Origin of the sequence: Acinetobacter chengduensis (assembly GCF_003664645.1) — a bacterium.
Taxonomy (GTDB): domain Bacteria; phylum Pseudomonadota; class Gammaproteobacteria; order Pseudomonadales; family Moraxellaceae; genus Acinetobacter; species Acinetobacter chengduensis.
Window position 1 is genome coordinate 52,369 of record NZ_RCHC01000013.1, and the last position, 18,955, is coordinate 71,323.

Here is an 18,955-nt window from a genome sequence, read left to right on the forward strand (position 1 = left end):
ATCATTTGGCATACACTTACCTATTTTATTATTGTAAAAAAAAGATGGCCTTAGTATGCCATCTTCTTATTTTGCTTGATAAACCTTTGTCTGACATGTTACAGAAACACATCATTGCAAAAAATTATTTGCCGATAGGATAGGTTTTAATTTCGCTATTTACACTGCCACCAAACAAACTGCTTAACCAGTGAAAAAAGCGCTGGAAAATGCTGGCTTCTTCAATTTGAACATCATCTTCGACTTCAAAGCTATTGATGAGTTGATTATTTTGATATACCTCAATCGTTGCAAGCTTCATCACTTGAGAAAGTGGTGCAGTCAGCAACTTCTCATTCATTTTTACTTCTAAGTTGGTATTGGTTTGTTGTAGTGGTTCTAAAACTTGAATTTGACCATTGCCTAGGTCTTGTGCAATGCGTTGGCGTAGTGGATCAAAATTGGCTAAATCGAGCTGAACTGCTGGATCAACAAGCGCTGTACTAATAATTTGTGGCGCTTTAGTTTCTACCTTAAACATTTTTAAAGTAGATTTAATGACAGGGACTTCAGCCAAAAGTGTTTTGTCTTTTACCGCAACTTCATTACGTGTGTAGACATAGGCGAGGTTCATCAGTTTGTGTGCGACTTCTGCACGTTTTAAACCGCTCTTCGTGCCTAAAACCACAACGATTAAGCGACGATCAGGATCATTATAACGTCCTGTGGGTCGGCTTGCTGTGAGGGCTAAGTTGTAGCCTGCGGCGCGGGTAAAGCCAGTTTTTAAGCCATCAACACTTGGGTCTTGTTTTAATAATATGTTGGTTGCACGGTGGAAACGACCATTATAAGAAAAGCTTTGCTGTTTTGAGTAGTTTAAGTAATCCGGAAATTCTTTCACTATCGCAGCACCTAAACGTGCTAAATCCGCAGCTGATGAATAATGCTCAGGCATGGTTACACCCGGTGGATTTTCAAAGTGTGAGTCATTCATGCCTAATGCTTTGGCTTCTTTATTCATGCGTTCCACAAACTTTGGCACACTGCCTGAAATGCGTTCTGCAAGTGAAACCGCTGCATCATTGGCAGACATCACCACTAAACCAGAAAGGAGCTGATCAATGGTGATCTGTTCACCTTCTTTGAGGTACATTTGAGATTCATCCCATTGTACGAGCTTCACCACAGAAGTTGCGGTGAGCACTTCATTTTTGCGTAAGTGTCCAGCCTGAATTTCTTTGAGCGTAATATAAGCCACCATCATTTTGGTTAATGATGCGGGTGCGCGTTGAACATGACTATTGTGCTCAGCAATGACCTGTCCAGACTGAGGGTCTACAATGCTCCAAGCTTCAGCTTCTACAGATTCAGGCTTGATATTGAGTAAAGCTGCATGGGTGATCGTGGAGCATAATGTAACCAGCGCCAAGATGAAGTAAATTACGCGTTTCAATGGGTTTCCTTACAGCCTATCCTTAGGCCGAAAATGCAAAAAATTTTAGGAATGCTATGCCTTTTTTTTATCGGTGACTAGTCTTAATTGTAGACAATTACGACAGTTCAGCGCTGTAGCGATAAAAAAATGTTAAGCTAGTTCCTAAGTTATCTATTTTTATTTTATATTGCCCATTATGTTGCATTATCAAATCGAATTTGACGATTATCGTCAGCACTTGGTTCATGTCACTGCACGTTTTCTTGCAGATCCAACGCAAATCCTGTCTCTCCCAACATGGATTCCGGGTAGCTATTTAATCCGCGAATTTTCTAAGCATATTGAATCTGTACGTGCTTATGATGAAGATGGTCGTATTTTAAAAATTCAAAAATTTGAAAAAAATAAATGGCGCTTATTTAACACCGATCATGAGCTGATTACGGTTGAATATGATGTTTATGCTTATGACCTGTCTGTACGTGGTGCGTATGTGGATGAAAAGCGTCTATATGTAAATCCTGCATGTGTATGTTTGGCTTTGGAAGGTCAAGAGCATAAAGCGATTGAAGTTGAATTATTTTTACCGCAAGAGTTAAAACACTTTCAATTGGCCACAGGTCTTAAGTCACGTACTTTAGTGAAAGGTCGTTTCACTTTGGAAGCGGATAATTATGCGCAACTCATTGATGCGCCTTTTGAGCTTGCAGAGCAAACGCGTTTTAGCTTTGAGGCCGAAGGCATTCCACATGAGTTTGTAGTGTCTGGCAAACATGCTATGAATGCTACTCGTATGCAGCAAGATATTGAAAAAATCTGCGCGACTGAAATTCAGATGTTTGGTTCTGCACCGTTTAAAGACTATACCTTTATGACCATGGCGACAGGGAATAGTTATGGCGGTTTAGAACATCCGAACAGCACTAGCTTAATTAGCCCACGTGATGACTTACCAAAATCCAATGAACCTGTAGAGCCTTCAGCGGATTATCAGCGTTTCTTAGGTTTATGTAGCCATGAATATTTCCACTCTTGGCTGGTTAAATTTATTCGTCCTGAAAGCTTTGTAAATTATGATTTAAATAAAGAAGGCTATACCTCGTTACTGTGGATTTTTGAAGGCTTTACTTCGTATTACGATGATTTAATTTTGCTTCGTAGTGGTGTGATTTCTCAAGATTCCTACATTAAATTATTGAAGGCTCAAATTGATCGCTATTTGCAAAACCCAGGTCGCGCGATCCAATCTGTATCTGAATCAAGTTTTGATGCGTGGGTGAAGTTTTATCGTCAGGATGAAAACTCAAATAACGCAGGTACTAGCTACTACAATAAAGGTTGCTTGGTGGCTTTATGTTTGGATTTGGGTTTACGTTTGCGTGGTTCTAGCCTTGATGCCTTAATGCGTAAGTTGTATGAAAATGCGCAAAATGGTGTACAAGTTAATGAACGCACGATTGTAGAGTTATGCAATGAACTCACAGGTGATAATTGGATTGAACAAATCAATCATTTAATTAATACCACTGATGAATTGCCACTGGATCAATTATTCCCTGAGTTTGGTTTAAGTTATGTTTTAAATAACGACAAGGCTTTGCCATTTGGTTTGAAACTTACAGATAAACCCGAAGGTGTAGTGATTAATTCTGCACGCCGTGATGGTATTGCAGCTCAAGCAGGTCTTTCTGCAAATGATGTAATTGTGGCGATTGATGGTATTAAGGCAACAGTCAAACTTGCTGAAAAATATGCTAAGCAAGAAGGCGTGTTTACTGTACATGCGTTCCGTCGTGATGAATTAATGACATTTGAAGTGAATGCTGGTGGTTCAGTTTTAACTGAAGTTGAGTTAAAAGTTGAAGATCAGGCTAAAGCGAAAAAATGGCTTAATGTTTAATTTATATACGCCATATAAATAAAAAAGGATGCTTAAGCATCCTTTTTTATACAACTGAGTTTTTATCGGCCATTACGTCCGCGACCGCGAGGTGCTTTCGTATTAGGACGCGTAGTACCATTGGTTTTACGTTTAGGACGTTCAGATTCATCCATTTGCCAAATACGCTTGGTCCCAGATTTTTTCACAGAACCATCTTTGTTTTTGCGTACCATTGGCTTACCACCCGTACCACCTGGTTTTTTCACGTATGAACGTGAGCGGTATGGTTCTTCCTTCGGAACATTTTGGAAGTCTTTATACAATAAAGGTTCGATGTCTTTAGTTTCACCAGGTTGTAAAGCCATTTGAACTAAGTCAATAGAACCAATTTTGGTACGAATTAAACGTAAAGTTGGAAAACCAACAGCGGCAGTCATACGACGTACTTGACGGTTGCGACCTTCACAAATTGAAATTTCAACCCAAGAGGTTGGTACATTTGCGCGGTAACGTACTGGAGGATCACGATCCCATAACCATTTTGGCTGTTCAGCTTTTTCTGCTTTGGCAGGTAAAGTCATACCATCTTTTAATTCAACACCTTGGCGAAGTTTTTCTAAAGCTTCTTCAGTGACATCACCATCGACTTGTACCAAATAAGTTTTAAACTTTTTATTGGCAGGATTGGTGATGTATTGGTTTAGGCCACCGTGGTCTGTTAAAAATACTAAGCCTTCAGAGTCCATATCCAAACGACCAGCCAAACGCAATGTTGGGTCGTCTACGAAGTCAGACACAGTCATGTGGGCTTCGTCTTTACGGAATTGGGAGAGCACGTCATAAGGCTTGTTTAAAATGACGATTTTCATAAAAAATAACTTCTGTAATTACATGAATTAGAAATTTGTGAGGATTTATTAAAAAAGAAACGCAGATGTTTCTGGTATAAATCTCAAATAAAGTGAATTTGCATGTGAGTATTATGCGTGAAGACGGGTTAAAAGTAATGTATAACCGCAAATATTTTTTAAAAACACTCAGTAGACTGTCTGTGATTGAGTGTTGATGCAAAAAAAAACCGCATAGCATGCGGTTTTTTTAGAAAAATTGAATTAGCGCATTTTTGCTAAGAAACGACCTAAGCGAGTTAATGCTTCACGAAGTTCATTTTCAGCAGGGAGGAACACTACACGGAAATGATCAGGGGTCGGCCAGTTAAAACCAGTACCTTGTACAAGCAAAACTTTCTCTGCTTTTAAGAAGTCCAACATAAACTTCTCATCGTCCTGAATTGGATAAATTTCTGGATCAAGTTTAGGGAAGCAGTACATCGCACCTTCAGGTTTAACACATGATACACCTGGAATGTTGTTGAGCATTTCCCAAGCAATGTTACGTTGCTCGTATAAACGACCACCTGGACGGATCAAGTCATTAATTGATTGATAGCCACCTAAAGCGGTTTGAATTGCATATTGCGCTTGATGGTTTGCACAGAGGCGCATAGATGCGAGCATGTCTAAGCCTTCAATGTAGTCCATCGCACGTGATTTATCACCTGTAATGGCCATCCAACCTGAGCGATAACCCGCAATACGGTATGCTTTAGACAAACCATTGAAAGATACACATAGATGGTCACCCGCCAGTGCTGCGACAGACACGTGTTCAATACCGTCATAGATGATTTTGTCGTAGATTTCATCTGCAAACAGAATCAAATCATATTTTTTCGCCAAAGTCACAATTTGTTCAAGCACATGACGCGGATATACAGAACCTGTCGGATTGTTAGGATTAATAATCACAATACCGCGAGTATTTGCTGTGATTTTGCTTTCCATATCTGCAATATCAGGATACCAGTGATTTTCTTCATCACATTTATAGTGAATTGCTGTGCCACCAGATAGATTAACTGCTGCTGTCCATAGCGGATAATCTGGCATTGGCACCAGCATTTCATCGCCATCATCGAGCAAGCCTTGCATGGCCATAACAATCAGTTCAGATACGCCATTGCCGACATACACGTCATTCACGTGCATGTTTAAGATGCCTTTTTGTTGGTAGTACTGGCAAATTGCTTTACGCGCAGGGAAAATCCCTTTTGAGTCGGTATAACCAATCGCATTGGGTAGGTTTAATGCAACGTCATTAATAATTTCTTGAGGCGCTTCAAAGCCAAATGGCGCGGGATTGCCAATATTGAGTTTAATAATTTTGTGGCCTGCTTCTTCCATTTCGTTGGCCGCTCGTAACACTGGTCCGCGAATGTCGTAGCATACATGCTCAAGCTTAGACGATTTCTTAATTTCGCGTGGGGTGTTAATAGTGTTCGGCATTTTTATAGTCTCGGAAGGAGTGGAGGTCTCTTTTGCATAACGGTATAAATAGCTTTTAAATGTCTCGGTTGTTACTAAATCAAGATGGTGTTCGTCTTTAAGTAAAGCAACAATTTTTTCATGCGTAAATCCAGCCTGCTGATATTGTTTAATCACGGGCAGCAGGTTTTTAAAAATCACGCTCTTTTTCTGCGACATTTTTTAATCCTGAGCAAGAGTAGAGCTAAGCCTAACACTAATTTTGCTTACAAAAAAGCATTTAATTTGTAAAATTGCTTACTATGGATTTTTGATTGCTTACTTTTTGCTTTTTTTGGTCATTATATAGATTTTGTAAATTGTTGAATAAAGACTAGAAATTTAACATTGAATGACGTAAATATAGGATTATCCTATTTTAAATAGCACGATATAAAGGGACGTCATCATGGGAAAACTCAATAAAACAGAACGAGAATGGCAACGAGAGTTGTCGCCAGAAGAGTTTCGCATTACGCGTCAAAAAGGAACAGAGCCTGCATTTACAGGCAAATACTGGAATACCAAGCAAGAAGGCACCTATGTATGCCGTTGTTGTGGTGAACCATTATTTACGTCAGAGTCGAAATTTGACAGTGGTTGTGGCTGGCCAAGCTTTACACGTCCTGTTAATGGTGTGGTTATTGAAGAACATCTGGATACGACGCACGGTATGGTCAGAACTGAAATAGTTTGTCATCATTGTGACGCACATTTAGGGCATGTTTTTCCTGATGGCCCAGAGCCGACAGGATTGCGTTATTGCGTGAATTCGGCTTCCTTAGACCTAAAAACACAAGAAAAAAATGACGAGGAAACTTATCCATGACCAACATATATCAGTTTGAAGCTGAATTATTAGATGGGAAAAACAAATCTTTTGCCGACTATGAAGGCAAGGTGCTTTTAATTGTTAATACAGCCAGTAAATGTGGTTTTACGCCACAATTTTCTGGGCTAGAAAAGCTCTACCAAGAATATAAAGATCAAGGCTTACTGGTATTGGGCTTTCCATGTAACCAATTTGGTAGTCAAGACCCAGGTTCTAATGAGCAAATTGGTAGCTTCTGCGAAAAAAACTATGGTGTTTCATTTCCAATGTTTGCCAAAGTAAATGTCAAAGGCGCAGAAGCACATGTGATTTTTCGCTATTTAACCAATAATTCTAAAGGAATTTTAGGAAGTGGTATTAAATGGAATTTCACAAAGTTTTTAATTGGTAAAGATGGCAAAGTGTTGAATCGCTATGCGCCAACCACTAAGCCAGAAGATTTACAAGCAGATATAGAAAAAGCACTTGCTAGTTAAAAAAGCTTGATCTGCATTAAAAGTAAATATTTATGCATATTGTGCAAATAAAAAGTAGCCTATGGGTTACTTTTTTTATTTGCGTTAGGATTTATCTTTATCTGCATGAAATTTTGTTCATCGGTAATTTAAAAAGCAATAAAAATTGAGCTCTACAGGGCTTATTTTGCAAAGATAGCAGGGTTCATTTATATTGAAGTGAGTAGCTTAACGCGTGTTTAACACCTTGCTGATATGCTTAGCTAAGTACTGAAAATTACTCATAAATTAAATCTATAAGAGGGTTGTTGTGGTTCGACATTATAAATTTTACTTTGTATGGATTTCTTTGAGTGCTGTTTTTTCTATGTCTGCTTTTGCGGATACTAAAACCGATGAACTTTTAAAAATGCTGACCACACCTGTGGCTGAGTATAAAGTTGATAATAAACCCTATGTGATTGATCCTAAAATTGCGAAACGACAATATGAAGTCACATGGCGCGTACAGCCATCCTTTCGGGTGAATGCGGAGGATTATCAGAGCTACCGTCAGCCTGTTAAAGTAGAAATGATTGTAGAGGCGGGGTCAGGTCAGATTCTTCAATCTAAAACCATCAAATCCTCAGGTTCGCTTCGTGTAGATCAAAAAGTACATGATGCTTTACAGCAAGCCAAATTACAGCCATTGCCTATGGTGGAAAGAACACTGCGCTATAGTCTAGTCCATGAATTTAATGTTGTACCACCGCTTTAGTGAAAAATCAGTATCTGAAATGCCGTGCTTTAGTCGTATTTGGGATGTTTATCGCTGGTGTTGAAGATAATAAAAAAGCCCCAAAGTTGGGGCTTTTTTATGCTTAATTGATACTTACAAGATCGTTTTTAAGCGTTGGGTGACTTGCTCACATTGTGCAATATCAGCAACCAGTGCCATACGCACATGGTTTTCGCCAGGGTTGCCTTGCGCCGTATCACGTGATAAATAGCGACCTGGGAGTACTTTAATGTGTGCTTTTTCCATCAGCATCTTGGCAAAGCTTTCATCATTGTCTACTTTTAACCAGTAGTAAAAGCCAGCATCTGGCTTTTGTAGTGGCAGTAAATGACCAAGCTCATTTTGGAATAATTCAAATTTTGCACGGTACAAACGACGGTTTTCTTCTACGTGTGTTTCATCATCCCAAGCGGCAATTGACGCCAGTTGATGTTGCACAGGCATTGCTGCGCCGTGGTAAGTACGATACTGCAAATAAGGTTTGAGTAGTGCCGCGTCACCTGCAACAAAACCAGAGCGCATACCAGGAAGGTTTGAGCGCTTAGAAAGCGAATGGAATACGACACAGTTTTTATAGTCGTCACGGCCCATTTCAGCACACACTTCAAGTAAACCGACAGGTGCTTCATCAAACCAAAGCTCTGAATAGCATTCATCCGAAGCAATTACAAAGTCATATTGATCAGACAGCGCAATCAGTTTCTTAAATTGTTCTTTTGATAATACGGCACCTGTTGGATTGCCTGGCGTGCATACAAATAACAATGCTGTTTTTTCCCAGACTTCCGCAGGGACTGCATCGAAGTCACCAAGGTAGTTATTTTCTTCTGTGCAGTTAATGAAATATGGTTGCGCACCAGCAAGTAAAGTTGCACCTTCATAAATTTGGTAAAACGGATTTGGCATCACCACATAAGGCGCTTCTTCACGGTTCACTAAGGCTTGTACAAAAGAAAAAATCGCTTCACGTGTACCCGATACTGGAAGTACATGATTTTCAGCGCTTATAGTATTTAACTTGAAGCGACGTGCTAGCCATTGTGCAATGCTACTGCGTAATTCTGGTAAACCTTTACTGTTTGGATAGGTTGAAAGGTGTTTAAAGTTGTCAATAATGGCTTGTTTCACAAACTCTGGTGCAGGATGCTTTGGTTCACCAATAGATAGTGGGATTAACGGCAGTGCTGCTGGTTGTATATCCGCGAAAAGTTTATTTAATTTTTCAAATGGATATGGATGTAATAATGACAAACTAGAGTTCATGAAACCTTTACCAGTTAAATTAAGTTAATGATGGCTACATACTTGATTTGAAGCTTCATCAAGCGCGGCTTTAAGTCGCGTTGCAAATGTTTCTGCTTCTTTTGCATTCATAGGTATGCCATCTTTTTTAGTCACAAAGAAAATATCTTCTGCGCGCTCGCCTAATGTTGCAATTCGTGCAGAGTGAATATCTAGTCCTTGCATCATAAATAAACCACCGACTTTAGCAAGTAAGCCGGGGTGGTCAAGTGTCGCAATTTCAACCATATTTTGTTGTAAGGCTTCATTGAGCGTCACTGTAACGGTATTTTCAATATCAAAATGGCGTAACTGACGAGGAATACGACGTTGCATTAAACCTGGGTAAACGTCGGCTTGGCTCAGTGCTTTAATTAAAGCATCAATAACAGTATGTTCACGATCAGGGTCTGTTAACAAAGTACCAAAACGATCGAGTACCACATAAGTATCTAAGCTAAAAGACTTCAATGCAGTAATAATTCGCGCATCTTGTACGTCTAAATTCATCCGGTCAAGTACGGCAACTGTTGTTGCAAATAGGTTGGGTTGATCTTGAGTATAAATAAAGATCTGCACGGCATCTTGGGCAAACTTACGATGTGCGCGCATGAGCACTAGCGGTTCTGGATTGCTACCATGCTGTAAAATGGCACGGGTATGCCATGCAATTTCATTGGCAGATTCTTTGACAAAATATTCATCGCCCAATTCTTGCCATACTTTTTCGACATCATCGAGTGAAAACTCTTCAACCAATAATTCGCTGGCTGCAAATTTGGTGTCCTCAATCAGCATTTGATAGTCGACAGGTCGGCCAATACCCGAACGAATCACATCGCGCGCTTGGGTGTAAAGCTGGCGCATAAGAGATGCGCGCCAAGTATTCCAAAGCGTTGGGTTGGTTGCATTAATATCTGCAACTGTTAAAGCATAGAGATAATCTAAATGCTCCATGTCACCCATGGTTTCAGCAAAGGTTTTAACCACATCTGGATCGGAAATGTCTTTTTTCTGGGCGGTTACAGACATTTGCAAATGGTTTTTGACCAGCCATGCCACTAGATTTGCTTCACGCTCAGTAAAGCCATGTGCTAAACAAAAGGCAATAGCATCGGATGCACCGAGTTCACTATGATCACCACCGCGGCCTTTGGCAATGTCGTGGAAGATTGCGGCTAAATATACAATGTCACGACGTGCTAGGCGCTGGAAGACCGAACTGACGACAGGGAAGTCTTTTGCGAATTCAGGTTCTTTAAAACGATTTAAATTACGCAGAAGTAGCAGGGTATGCGCATCGACCGTATAAATATGGAATAAATCATATTGCATGAGGCCCATAATTTGGCCAAAAGCAGGGATGTAGTTACCCAAAACACCATAACGTTTCATGGCCACCAAGGTGTCATATAGGCGGTATGGTGAGCGGATAATCTCCATAAATAGTGCTTTATGTACGGGATTATCTCTAAAAGATTGATCAATCCGCTTAGCAGCTAAGGTCAATAAACGTAATGTGCGTGCGCGAATACCTTCAATTTCAGGTCGATTAGCCAGTAAATAGAAAATTTCTAAAATTGCACTTGGATTTTCTGAAAAAGTCTTGTGATGCTGAACGGCAAGTTTGCCATCTACTAATTTGAAATTTTCGTTGATTTCTTCAATCTTTCGCTCATAACTTGGCAAGCGTGGCGTAATCACAGACTCATTAAAATACGCCAATAACATTTCATTTAAGGTAGAGACTTGTTGCGCACTGCGATAGTAGCGTTTCATCAACTGTTCAATTGGATAATTAGGCGATTTGTCTTCTTCACGCAGATAGCCAAATTTAGCGGCAATTTCGCGCTGATAATCAAACAAGAGGCGATTTTCATCGCGTTTGGTTAAGCGGTGTAAATGATGGCGAATTTCCCAAAGAAAGCTTTCTGCTTCTTCGAGTACGCCTAGTTCAAATTCTGAAATAAAACCTAAATGAACTAAGTCATATATACGATTAACACGAAAATGACGTTTCGCAATCCAACCAATTTGATTGATGTCACGAATACCACCGGGTGCATTTTTAATATCAGGTTCTAAATTGCTTTCGGTATTGTTATGTTGTGCATGGCGTTTGGTTTGTTCCTGCATTTTGGCATCAAAGAAGGTTTTATCCGTCCATGTTTGCGACACAATACGACGTGGCCATTTTGCAAGGTGTTCATTACCAGTAATTAAGCGCGCTTCAATTAATGCAGTTGCAACAGTTAGGTCACTTGCCGCTTGTGCGACGCAGTCAGCAATCGTGCGTACACTAATGCCTGGCTTAAAGTTACCAACATCCCAAAGAGAAGAAATAAACGTAGAAATTTGTGCTTCGAGTTCTTTGGGGATTTCATCCTCAGAGAGGATCATGATATCCACATCTGAGTAAGGAAGCATTTCGCGTCGACCATAGCCACCCACCGCAAAAAGTCCTAATTGACTTTGTTCTAATTCAGCATGACGCCATAAAAATTTAAGTGCTTCATCAATCAGATTAGAGCGAGTGACAATAATTTCACGAATCGATAGCCCTTGTTCAAAACGCTCTTGTAGCTGATTTTCAACATCCGTGCGCCATTGGTTAATGGCTTTAATGTCGTGGCTATTTTGAGCATAATCCAGCAATGGAAGGGTATTGATCATGAACAAGGGTCCGTTGTTATGTGTATGACTAACTTAATTTTGATGAACACTCACCTGTTGGGCGGCTTGGGTTGCAAGTTCACGTGCTTGGTCAGTCGTTTCAGCACGTGCGGTAGCTACCCCCATACGACGGCGCTTAAAGCCTTCAGGTTTGCCAAATAAGCGTAAATCTGTATTCGGATTTGCCAAAGCAAGATTTAAGCCAGAAAATGACAAATTAGTGTCATCAACACCCGCATAAATGACAGCGCTGGCTGCTGTGCTGTGTCGTGCAGTATTTACAGGTAGGCCTAAAATGGCACGTGCATGTAGTTCAAATTCACTTTGGAACTGAGATGCAAGTGTAACAAGTCCAGTGTCATGCGGGCGAGGAGATACTTCACTAAACCACACTTTATCGCCTTTGACAAACAGTTCAACGCCAAAGATGCCACAGCCCCCTAAAGCTGCCGTAACTTTGTGCGCAATACGTTTAGCTTCTTCAAGTGCAGTTGATGTCATTAATTGAGGTTGCCAACTTTCTACATAATCGCCTGAATCTTGGCGGTGACCGATTGGGTCGCAGTATGAAGTTTCAATTTCACCTGTTTCGGCATTTTTTGCACGTACTGTGAGTAAGGTAATTTCAAAGTCAAAATCAATCTGTGATTCAACAATAACAGTCCCTTGATTTACACGACCACCTGTTTGAGCATATTCCCAAGCAGCATCGACTTCTTCAAAGCTTTTAACGCGTGATTGGCCTTTGCCTGAAGATGACATTACAGGTTTAACAAAGTTTGGATAGCCAATATCATCACAAGCAGCACGGAAAGATTCGAGTGTATTTGCAAATCGATAAGCAGAAGTTGGTAAACCGAGTTCTTCGGCAGCTAGGCGACGAATTCCTTCACGGTTCATGGTGAGATTAACTGCTTTCGCTGAAGGAATAATTGTAGTGCCAGATTGTTCTAATTCGACTAAAACTTGTGTGGCAATGGCTTCAATTTCTGGAATAACCAAGTTGGGTTTTAGGGTTTCTATTAATTGTTTTAATTCGGCTGGATCTGCCATATTGAGCGTATGTGAAAAATGTGCAACTTGCATTGCAGGAGCATGGTCATAACGATCAGCGGCATGCACTTCCACACCAAGACGTTGCAGTGAAATAACCACTTCTTTACCAAGTTCACCTGAGCCTAAAAGTAAAACTTTAAACGCAGAAGCCTGAAGTGGAGTACCAATAGTCACGCTCATGTAAATCATCCATGCTTGATTTTATGGGCTTTTAGCATAGCAGAACTAAATAAGCAGTTAAGCGTGTGTTCACATAAATAAATGATATTGTCCAACAATTTTATTTATAAGCTGATGGTGATAGGAAAAATCATATTTATATTAAATGCTTAGATTTTTAAAATAATAATCTATTTTGAAATAAATCATCGCATTAATGTAATTTTGAAATACAAAACAGAGTTGAAATTGAGCTGAGATGTCAATACAAAGAAAATACACAAAGAGCGCATGTAAATGAGCATGCGCTTATGTCAAAAATCAACCAATTTTAAAAATGAAAAGGTAAATATGTATATACAACACCATAGGTTAATGCTGCAGTGAGGGTGGCAGGTACAATTTGCTTAAATTTGAAGTATAACCCTGTTAAAACTATAAAACCCGCTAGCATGGCGATACTTTTGTTTGGCGTTTCCAATAAGGGCGGAAGTGTAGCAACCACCAGCATCGAGCTAATAGCAGAAATACCAATTGCGCCTAAGGCAATTTTGAGCCAGAGCTTGCCACGTTTGGGCGAGTTTTGTTGAAATTTTTGAATAAAATAAAATGGCCCAAAGCGGGAAGCAAAATTGGCAATTCCAACTAATATACCAACAATGATAATTTCTAAGTTCATGTTAGGCCTCTTGATGCTCTGGGTCGGGGCGTTTTAAAACATAGTGCTTAAACAAACCTGCCAAAATGCCTGAAGAAATACCAATGAAAATCGCAGCGGATAAGTCAATCATATAGCAAGCAATAGCGGAAACTACGACGGTGACTGCGACCACAAAAGTATGTTTGCGTTCAAAGGCAGCGAGTAAGAAGCTTAGGAATAATGCAGGTAGTAAAAAATCGAGCGCAGCTTGTAAAAATTGCGGTAAGTTACTGACTTGATCGGCAAATAATCCCCCCAGAAAAGAACCTAGTGCCCATGACATCCAGCTAAATAAACTCAAGCCGAGCATCCAAGATTCAGACCACTCTTGGCGACGTTGGGAAAGTTTAATCATGCCAGAAGCAAAAACTTCATCGGTTAAACCCCACGCCCATACAGCAGTTTTCTTTAGATTCAGCCGGTCTTGAATAAGATTTTGCAAGGCTGGCCCGTAAAGTAAATGTCGAATATCTAATGCAATCACTGTCAGCGCAGTCATCCAAATAGACGTACCACTACCCAGTAAGGCAACGACCAAAAATTGACTGGCCCCAGCATACATAGAGCAGGAGAGAAATAAAGCTTCCCAAGCACTAAAGCCGAATTGTGTAGCAGATACACCAAATGCAAAAGAAACAGGAAGATAAGTAAAGATAATGGCTTGGCTATCTTTGGCACCTTGCCAAAAACCAGCTACTTTTATAGGAGGAGTTTTGTGTTCAGACACGACACACCTTAGCGGGAGGTTAAACAAAGGGTCAAAACGACGTTGAGTATTGTACCTGAATTTACTAGCATAGTGCCGAAATGTTTGGATAAGTGAATTCGCTATGTTTAGCTTTAAGTCAGTTGTTTTTAAAACAACTATTTTGCTGTGCAGCGTGTGGATGTTGCAAGCATGTAGCAATAGTTCAGATCAGACTGAAGAGAAAGTGGTGATTAAACCTGCTCCCAAACTGACGAATGATGCAACGGTATATGCCAATGAAGCATGGAAATTGATCAATCAAGTGGATCATTTGGTCTACGAAAAGCAAATAGCGGTGTTGGAAGAGCAAGTACGCAAGCCTGTACGTAAATTGAGTACAGACTGGCGTATTAACGTCAAAATGACAGACTCTGTAACGGAAGGAAAATATGCTTTGTGTCGTAAAGCGCTGACCAGTTTAGATATCTGGGCACGTGAAATGCTTGAAAGTTCGGGAGATGTCGCTCCTAAGCAAGCAGATTACGAACGAGATAAGAAACAATGTCAGGGTGCAATTGATAACCCAAATCTAGGGAATACAGACCCTAAAAAAATTGGTGTTTAAGTACGATTGAGTTACTGATAAAGACGCACTAAAAAAGCCGTAAATATCAATTTACGGCTTTTTTATGCATATTATTTTGCATATTTGAAAGTTTTTTAGATTAAAAAAAGTCATTTTATCGATCACAGCTATCTACTTTATAGATAGATATTAGTGGTATAAGCCAAAACTAATATGTTCTATCTTTATGAAAGAAATGTATTTTTTAAGTCAAAAAATTGGTGCAAAACAAAAAAAGCAAAAACCACTTATAGTTAATACGGATTATTAATACTTTAAATTTATAAGATAATAAAAATTATAAATTATCATTATTTGATAAAATGTGTAAAAATAATCCTGTAAATTAAGTTTATTTGTATTAAAAATTAAATAAAGAATTGGTGATTAAGATGAAAAAAGCATTATTGTGTATGGTTTCAGTTCTTATGTTGAGTATGGCAGCCAATGTCAGTGCCAACGGCAATACTGAACAATCGAATGAAGTTGCGAACTGTCAAAATGGCTTTGATAGTGTAGATGTGTGCAAACTTCTATCTTAAGTTTGTACGAGATCAATGCCCTTAAATTGATCAGAAAAGACTAGGGTGTCGATATTGGTGCAGATGATTGCACTTAAATGTTACCTAAACATCTTGGCTAAACGATTGAGCATTAAAAAGTATATAAGCGCCACAGTTTCAGCTTTACACAATCAACTTGCGCTATTTAAGCTCATCAATTGCAATTGTATGTGCAATTCTATGAAGCAGTGCTAAATCTAAAATTTCAATTTTACGAAAAGCCACTTTTAGCACACCTTGCTTTTCCAGCTCTTGCAATGCTTGATTAATGGTTTGTCTAGAACATACCAACAATTGTGCAAGTTGCTCTTGAGAAAGGTGAATCGAGCGTTGCTCAATGGTAATATGGTTGCCATAGCCATTTAAAATAAACAGTAAACGTTGCGCTAAGCGTTGGCGAATATTTTGAGTTTGAATTGAAATCAGCTCCAAAAATGCAAAGCGTAGTTTTTGACTGGTGAGTTGGGCAATGTGAAACCAAAACTGGGGTTGTTCGCTCAGTAAAATTTGAATACTTCGACTAGGCCAATGCAGTACCGTGGTTTTCTGTAGTGCAATTGCATCGTGTGAGCGGGGCAGTTGATCTACCAGTGAAATTTCACCAAACCACATAATTGGTTCTGCAATTGCAGCGACAGCTTCTTTACCTTGGATATCAATATAGCCTAAGCGTATAGCACCTTCTAAAACAGCATACATGCCATTAAAGGTGTCGCCAGATAAAAAGATATTTTGGTCTTTGTTAAACTCAATGAGCTGGCTGTTGCTGGCAATATATTGCTGATGCGCTGGGCTAAGCTGTGCATACCAATAATTATTGCTGAGTTGCATTTGGTAGTGTTGATCTAGCATTGAGGTAAAAAATCCATTTATTTTTATTAGTTGTCGGCTATACGACAACTTATCTTGTACTCCTTTTATATAGTGAAATCATTACTCGTACAAGGATGCTGGCGATGACTAAACTTGAAACCCTATTAAGCCAATATGCGGCTTATCATTTAGACCATAAAAACATACTGACGCATTTTGTGGGAATTCCTCTAATTGTATTTTCCATTATCTGTTTAACCGCACGTGCAGGGATCGTGATTTCTGGCGTTGAAATTACTTTGGCACTCATTATTATGCTGTTGAGTATTCTGTACTATCTTAGCCTAGATCGAATTTTTGGCTTTATTATGTTGGTGGTATTTGTCCTGATGTATCCATTCGCATATAGCATTGCACAGTGGGGAGTGGCTCCGTGGTTAAGTGCAAGTATTGCAATATTTGTGGTGGGATGGGTATTTCAATTTGTGGGTCATTTTTATGAAAAGAAAAAGCCTGCTTTTATGGATGATGTGATTGGGTTAGCCATTGGCCCATTATTTGTTTTAGCTGAAATGGTGTTTATGCTCGGTTTTAGAAAAGACATGGAACATAGAATGCTACAAGAAGCGCATAAGCAACGTGAATTGATGGATGCGAAAGTAGTGCATTCGGCTAGCACGTCATGAATTAAAATTGAGGGTAAATATAGCCCTATTAAAAAGGCTGATTTAAAATCAGCCTTTTTAAATGCTCAAATTTCAAACCCGTTTATGATTTTGCCACTTTGGCATTGTGTTGTGCGGTATGAGCATCTTGTGTTGCTTTTTCTGCGCTAGCCTTGGCCTTTTGAGCACTTACATTGGCTTTCTGAGCTTCAGTTTTTGCTACTTTAGCCTCAGTTTTAGCAATAGTCTTTTCAGACTTTAAGCTTTGTTTGTGTGCTTGTACGGGTTGCGTCGCTACACATTTACCACCTTTATGATTTGCACCTGTGCCACCTGTGAGTGTGGTGCCTTTAGGACATGCAAATGCTGTTGCGCTGAGTACACTTAAAACACCTGCTGCGATTATTGTGCTTAATTTTTTCATTGCTTTTATCTTTATAACAAAGGGCGTTGGTGCCTAATCGTTAAAATATGCCGAAATGCGCTCTATATCTGTAGAAGTTTTGATGCTGGTGTGAGAGATCAATAGTGTGGCTATGTATTTTATTTTTATTCTTAAGTTTGGTTTCATTTTAATGCTTTAAAGATATATGTTTGTATATTGGTTTAATTTTTATTAATATTTAAATGGTCTTGAAATCATACATATATAGGCGAATTTGATTTATAGATTTAACACACATCTTATCGAAAATATGCTGTATTTGCTCACGAATATGATCATTTTTTTCTGAATCGCATTTTGTAAAATGAGTATCTCAATAGGTCTTAATGAGTCTGTAAATAGGTTCAGTACTACGTGCTGTATGGTGATATAAAAAAAGCACCCGAAGGTGCTTTTTTCAATGTATTTAAATTATACATTAAAGCGGAAGTGTAGAACGTCACCGTCTTGAACGATGTAAGTTTTACCTTCTAAACGCCATTTACCAGCTTCTTTTGCACCAGCTTCACCATTGAATTGAACAAAGTCGTTATAAGCGACACATTCAGCACGGATAAAGCCTTTTTCAAAGTCGGTATGAATAACACCCGCTGCTTGAGGAGCAGTTGCACCAATTTTCACTGTCCAAGCACGTACTTCTTGTACGCCTGCTGTGAAGTAAGTTTGTAAACCAAGTAAGCCGTAGCCTGCACGAATAACCACGTTTAGACCTGGTTCTTCCATGCCTAAAGCTTCTAAAAATTCAGCGCGGTCTTCATCTTCAAGTAATGAAATTTCTGCTTCAATTTGGTTGCAAAGTGGTACAACAATCGCATTTTCAGAGCTTGCTAAGTTTTTAACAGCGTCAAGGTGTGGGTTGTTTTCAAAACCATCTTCTGCAACGTTGGCAATGTACATGGTTGGTTTTAAAGTCAATAAACCAAAGCCACGAACTAATTTACGTTCGTCGTCGTCTAATGTTGCAGCGCGTGCAGGTTTACCTTCGTCAAGCAAAGGTAAAATTTTGTCTAAAACAGCTTTTGTTGCGATTGCTTCTTTATCGCCACTTTTCGCAGATTTAGCTAAACGAGTAACTGCTTTAGTTACTGTTTCTAAGTCGGCTAAAGCAAGTTCAGTGTTAATGGTTGCAATATCATCTAGTGGATCAATTTTACCATTTACGTGAATTACGTTTTCATCTTCAAAACAACGCACAACGTGTGCAATCGCATCAGTTTCACGAATGTTTGCAAGGAATTGGTTACCCAAACCTTCACCCTTAGATGCACCAGCAACCAGACCAGCAATGTCTACAAATTCCATGGTTGTTGGAATAACACGTTGCGGGCCTACAATTGCAGTTAATTTATCTAAACGTGGGTCAGGTACTGGAACGATACCTGTGTTAGGTTCGATCGTACAGAATGGGAAGTTTTCAGCAGCAATAGCAGCTTTAGTTAGCGCATTGAAAAGAGTAGATTTACCAACGTTCGGCAAGCCGACAATACCGCAATTAAAACCCATGAAATAACTCACATCGTGTTATATATAAAATTGCCGACGATTTTACATGAAAGCCATAAT

General features: G+C 39.4%; 18 protein-coding genes. 7 read left to right on the top strand and 11 right to left on the bottom strand.

Annotation, left to right across the window (positions count from 1 at the left end; genetic code table 11):
* Window positions 1–124 precede the first annotated feature (124 nt).
* On the bottom strand, window positions 125–1,432 hold the full coding sequence (locus D9K81_RS12155) for a D-alanyl-D-alanine carboxypeptidase family protein (protein ID WP_120375008.1): 1,308 nt from the start codon (window positions 1,430–1,432) through the stop codon (window positions 125–127).
* Between the two features lie 178 nt (window positions 1,433–1,610).
* Between D9K81_RS12155 and D9K81_RS12160 the strand changes: the two genes are divergently transcribed.
* Entirely contained in the window at window positions 1,611–3,314 is a 1,704-nt protein-coding gene (locus D9K81_RS12160) for a M61 family metallopeptidase (RefSeq protein WP_120375009.1), read from the top strand.
* A gap of 62 nt (window positions 3,315–3,376) precedes the next feature.
* On the opposite strand, the gene D9K81_RS12165 is transcribed toward D9K81_RS12160, so the two are convergent.
* Both D9K81_RS12165 and D9K81_RS12170 read right to left on the bottom strand, forming a co-directional pair.
* Window positions 3,377–4,165 (bottom strand): rRNA large subunit pseudouridine synthase E, encoded by a 789-nt coding sequence (locus D9K81_RS12165; protein WP_120375010.1) that lies wholly within the window; start codon window positions 4,163–4,165, stop codon window positions 3,377–3,379.
* 243 nt (window positions 4,166–4,408) lie between these two features.
* On the bottom strand, window positions 4,409–5,839 hold the full coding sequence (locus tag D9K81_RS12170; RefSeq protein ID WP_120375011.1) for a pyridoxal phosphate-dependent aminotransferase: 1,431 nt from the start codon (window positions 5,837–5,839) through the stop codon (window positions 4,409–4,411).
* Between the two features lie 229 nt (window positions 5,840–6,068).
* On the opposite strand from D9K81_RS12170, the gene msrB reads away from it, so the two are divergent.
* From msrB to D9K81_RS12185, 3 genes are all read left to right on the top strand, one after another.
* Entirely contained in the window at window positions 6,069–6,488 is a 420-nt protein-coding gene (msrB, locus tag D9K81_RS12175) for a peptide-methionine (R)-S-oxide reductase MsrB (protein WP_106986368.1), read from the top strand.
* Complete coding sequence (locus D9K81_RS12180) at window positions 6,485–6,967, top strand: glutathione peroxidase (RefSeq protein ID WP_120375012.1); 483 nt, start codon at window positions 6,485–6,487, stop codon at window positions 6,965–6,967. Before msrB ends, D9K81_RS12180 begins: the two co-directional genes overlap by 4 nt.
* Before the next feature lie 346 nt (window positions 6,968–7,313).
* A complete protein-coding gene (locus D9K81_RS12185; RefSeq protein ID WP_120375013.1) occupies window positions 7,314–7,703 on the top strand; it encodes a TonB C-terminal domain-containing protein in 390 nt (129 codons plus the stop codon).
* A 114-nt stretch (window positions 7,704–7,817) separates the two neighbouring features.
* Here D9K81_RS12185 and dapC read toward each other — a convergent pair whose 3' ends face one another.
* From dapC to D9K81_RS12210, 5 genes are all read right to left on the bottom strand, one after another.
* Window positions 7,818–8,987 (bottom strand): succinyldiaminopimelate transaminase, encoded by a 1,170-nt coding sequence (gene dapC, locus D9K81_RS12190; protein ID WP_120375014.1) that lies wholly within the window; start codon window positions 8,985–8,987, stop codon window positions 7,818–7,820.
* 24 nt (window positions 8,988–9,011) lie between these two features.
* Window positions 9,012–11,678, bottom strand: a complete 2,667-nt coding sequence (gene glnD / locus D9K81_RS12195; protein WP_120375015.1) for a [protein-PII] uridylyltransferase — start codon at window positions 11,676–11,678, stop codon at window positions 9,012–9,014.
* 33 nt (window positions 11,679–11,711) lie between these two features.
* Window positions 11,712–12,923: a formate-dependent phosphoribosylglycinamide formyltransferase gene (gene purT / locus D9K81_RS12200; protein WP_171406924.1), complete on the bottom strand. Its 1,212-nt coding sequence runs from the start codon at window positions 12,921–12,923 to the stop codon at window positions 11,712–11,714.
* Between the two features lie 301 nt (window positions 12,924–13,224).
* Complete coding sequence (gene ygaH, locus D9K81_RS12205; RefSeq protein ID WP_120375017.1) at window positions 13,225–13,572, bottom strand: L-valine transporter subunit YgaH; 348 nt, start codon at window positions 13,570–13,572, stop codon at window positions 13,225–13,227.
* A 1-nt stretch (window position 13,573) separates the two neighbouring features.
* Window positions 13,574–14,320 (bottom strand): AzlC family ABC transporter permease, encoded by a 747-nt coding sequence (locus D9K81_RS12210; RefSeq protein ID WP_120375018.1) that lies wholly within the window; start codon window positions 14,318–14,320, stop codon window positions 13,574–13,576.
* A 103-nt stretch (window positions 14,321–14,423) separates the two neighbouring features.
* Between D9K81_RS12210 and D9K81_RS12215 the strand changes: the two genes are divergently transcribed.
* Window positions 14,424–14,906, top strand: a complete 483-nt coding sequence (locus D9K81_RS12215; RefSeq protein ID WP_120375019.1) for a hypothetical protein — start codon at window positions 14,424–14,426, stop codon at window positions 14,904–14,906.
* Between the two features lie 392 nt (window positions 14,907–15,298).
* Window positions 15,299–15,448 carry a hypothetical protein gene (locus tag D9K81_RS18425; RefSeq protein ID WP_171406925.1) on the top strand — a complete coding sequence of 50 codons (150 nt, stop codon included), beginning with the start codon at window positions 15,299–15,301 and terminating at the stop codon, window positions 15,446–15,448.
* Window positions 15,449–15,610: 162 nt separating this feature from the next.
* Here the strand turns inward: D9K81_RS18425 and D9K81_RS12220 are convergent, their stop codons facing one another.
* Window positions 15,611–16,321, bottom strand: coding sequence for a Crp/Fnr family transcriptional regulator (locus D9K81_RS12220; protein ID WP_120375020.1), 711 nt, complete (start codon window positions 16,319–16,321; stop codon window positions 15,611–15,613).
* A gap of 104 nt (window positions 16,322–16,425) precedes the next feature.
* Here D9K81_RS12220 and D9K81_RS12225 point away from each other — a divergent pair, with 104 nt between their 5' ends.
* A complete protein-coding gene (locus D9K81_RS12225; protein ID WP_120375021.1) occupies window positions 16,426–16,968 on the top strand; it encodes an Mpo1 family 2-hydroxy fatty acid dioxygenase in 543 nt (180 codons plus the stop codon).
* Window positions 16,969–17,050: 82 nt separating this feature from the next.
* Here D9K81_RS12225 and D9K81_RS12230 read toward each other — a convergent pair whose 3' ends face one another.
* Both D9K81_RS12230 and ychF read right to left on the bottom strand, forming a co-directional pair.
* Complete coding sequence (locus D9K81_RS12230; protein ID WP_120375022.1) at window positions 17,051–17,371, bottom strand: hypothetical protein; 321 nt, start codon at window positions 17,369–17,371, stop codon at window positions 17,051–17,053.
* Between the two features lie 432 nt (window positions 17,372–17,803).
* Window positions 17,804–18,895: a redox-regulated ATPase YchF gene (ychF, locus tag D9K81_RS12235; RefSeq protein ID WP_120375023.1), complete on the bottom strand. Its 1,092-nt coding sequence runs from the start codon at window positions 18,893–18,895 to the stop codon at window positions 17,804–17,806.
* Between the last annotated feature and the right edge of the window lie 60 nt (window positions 18,896–18,955).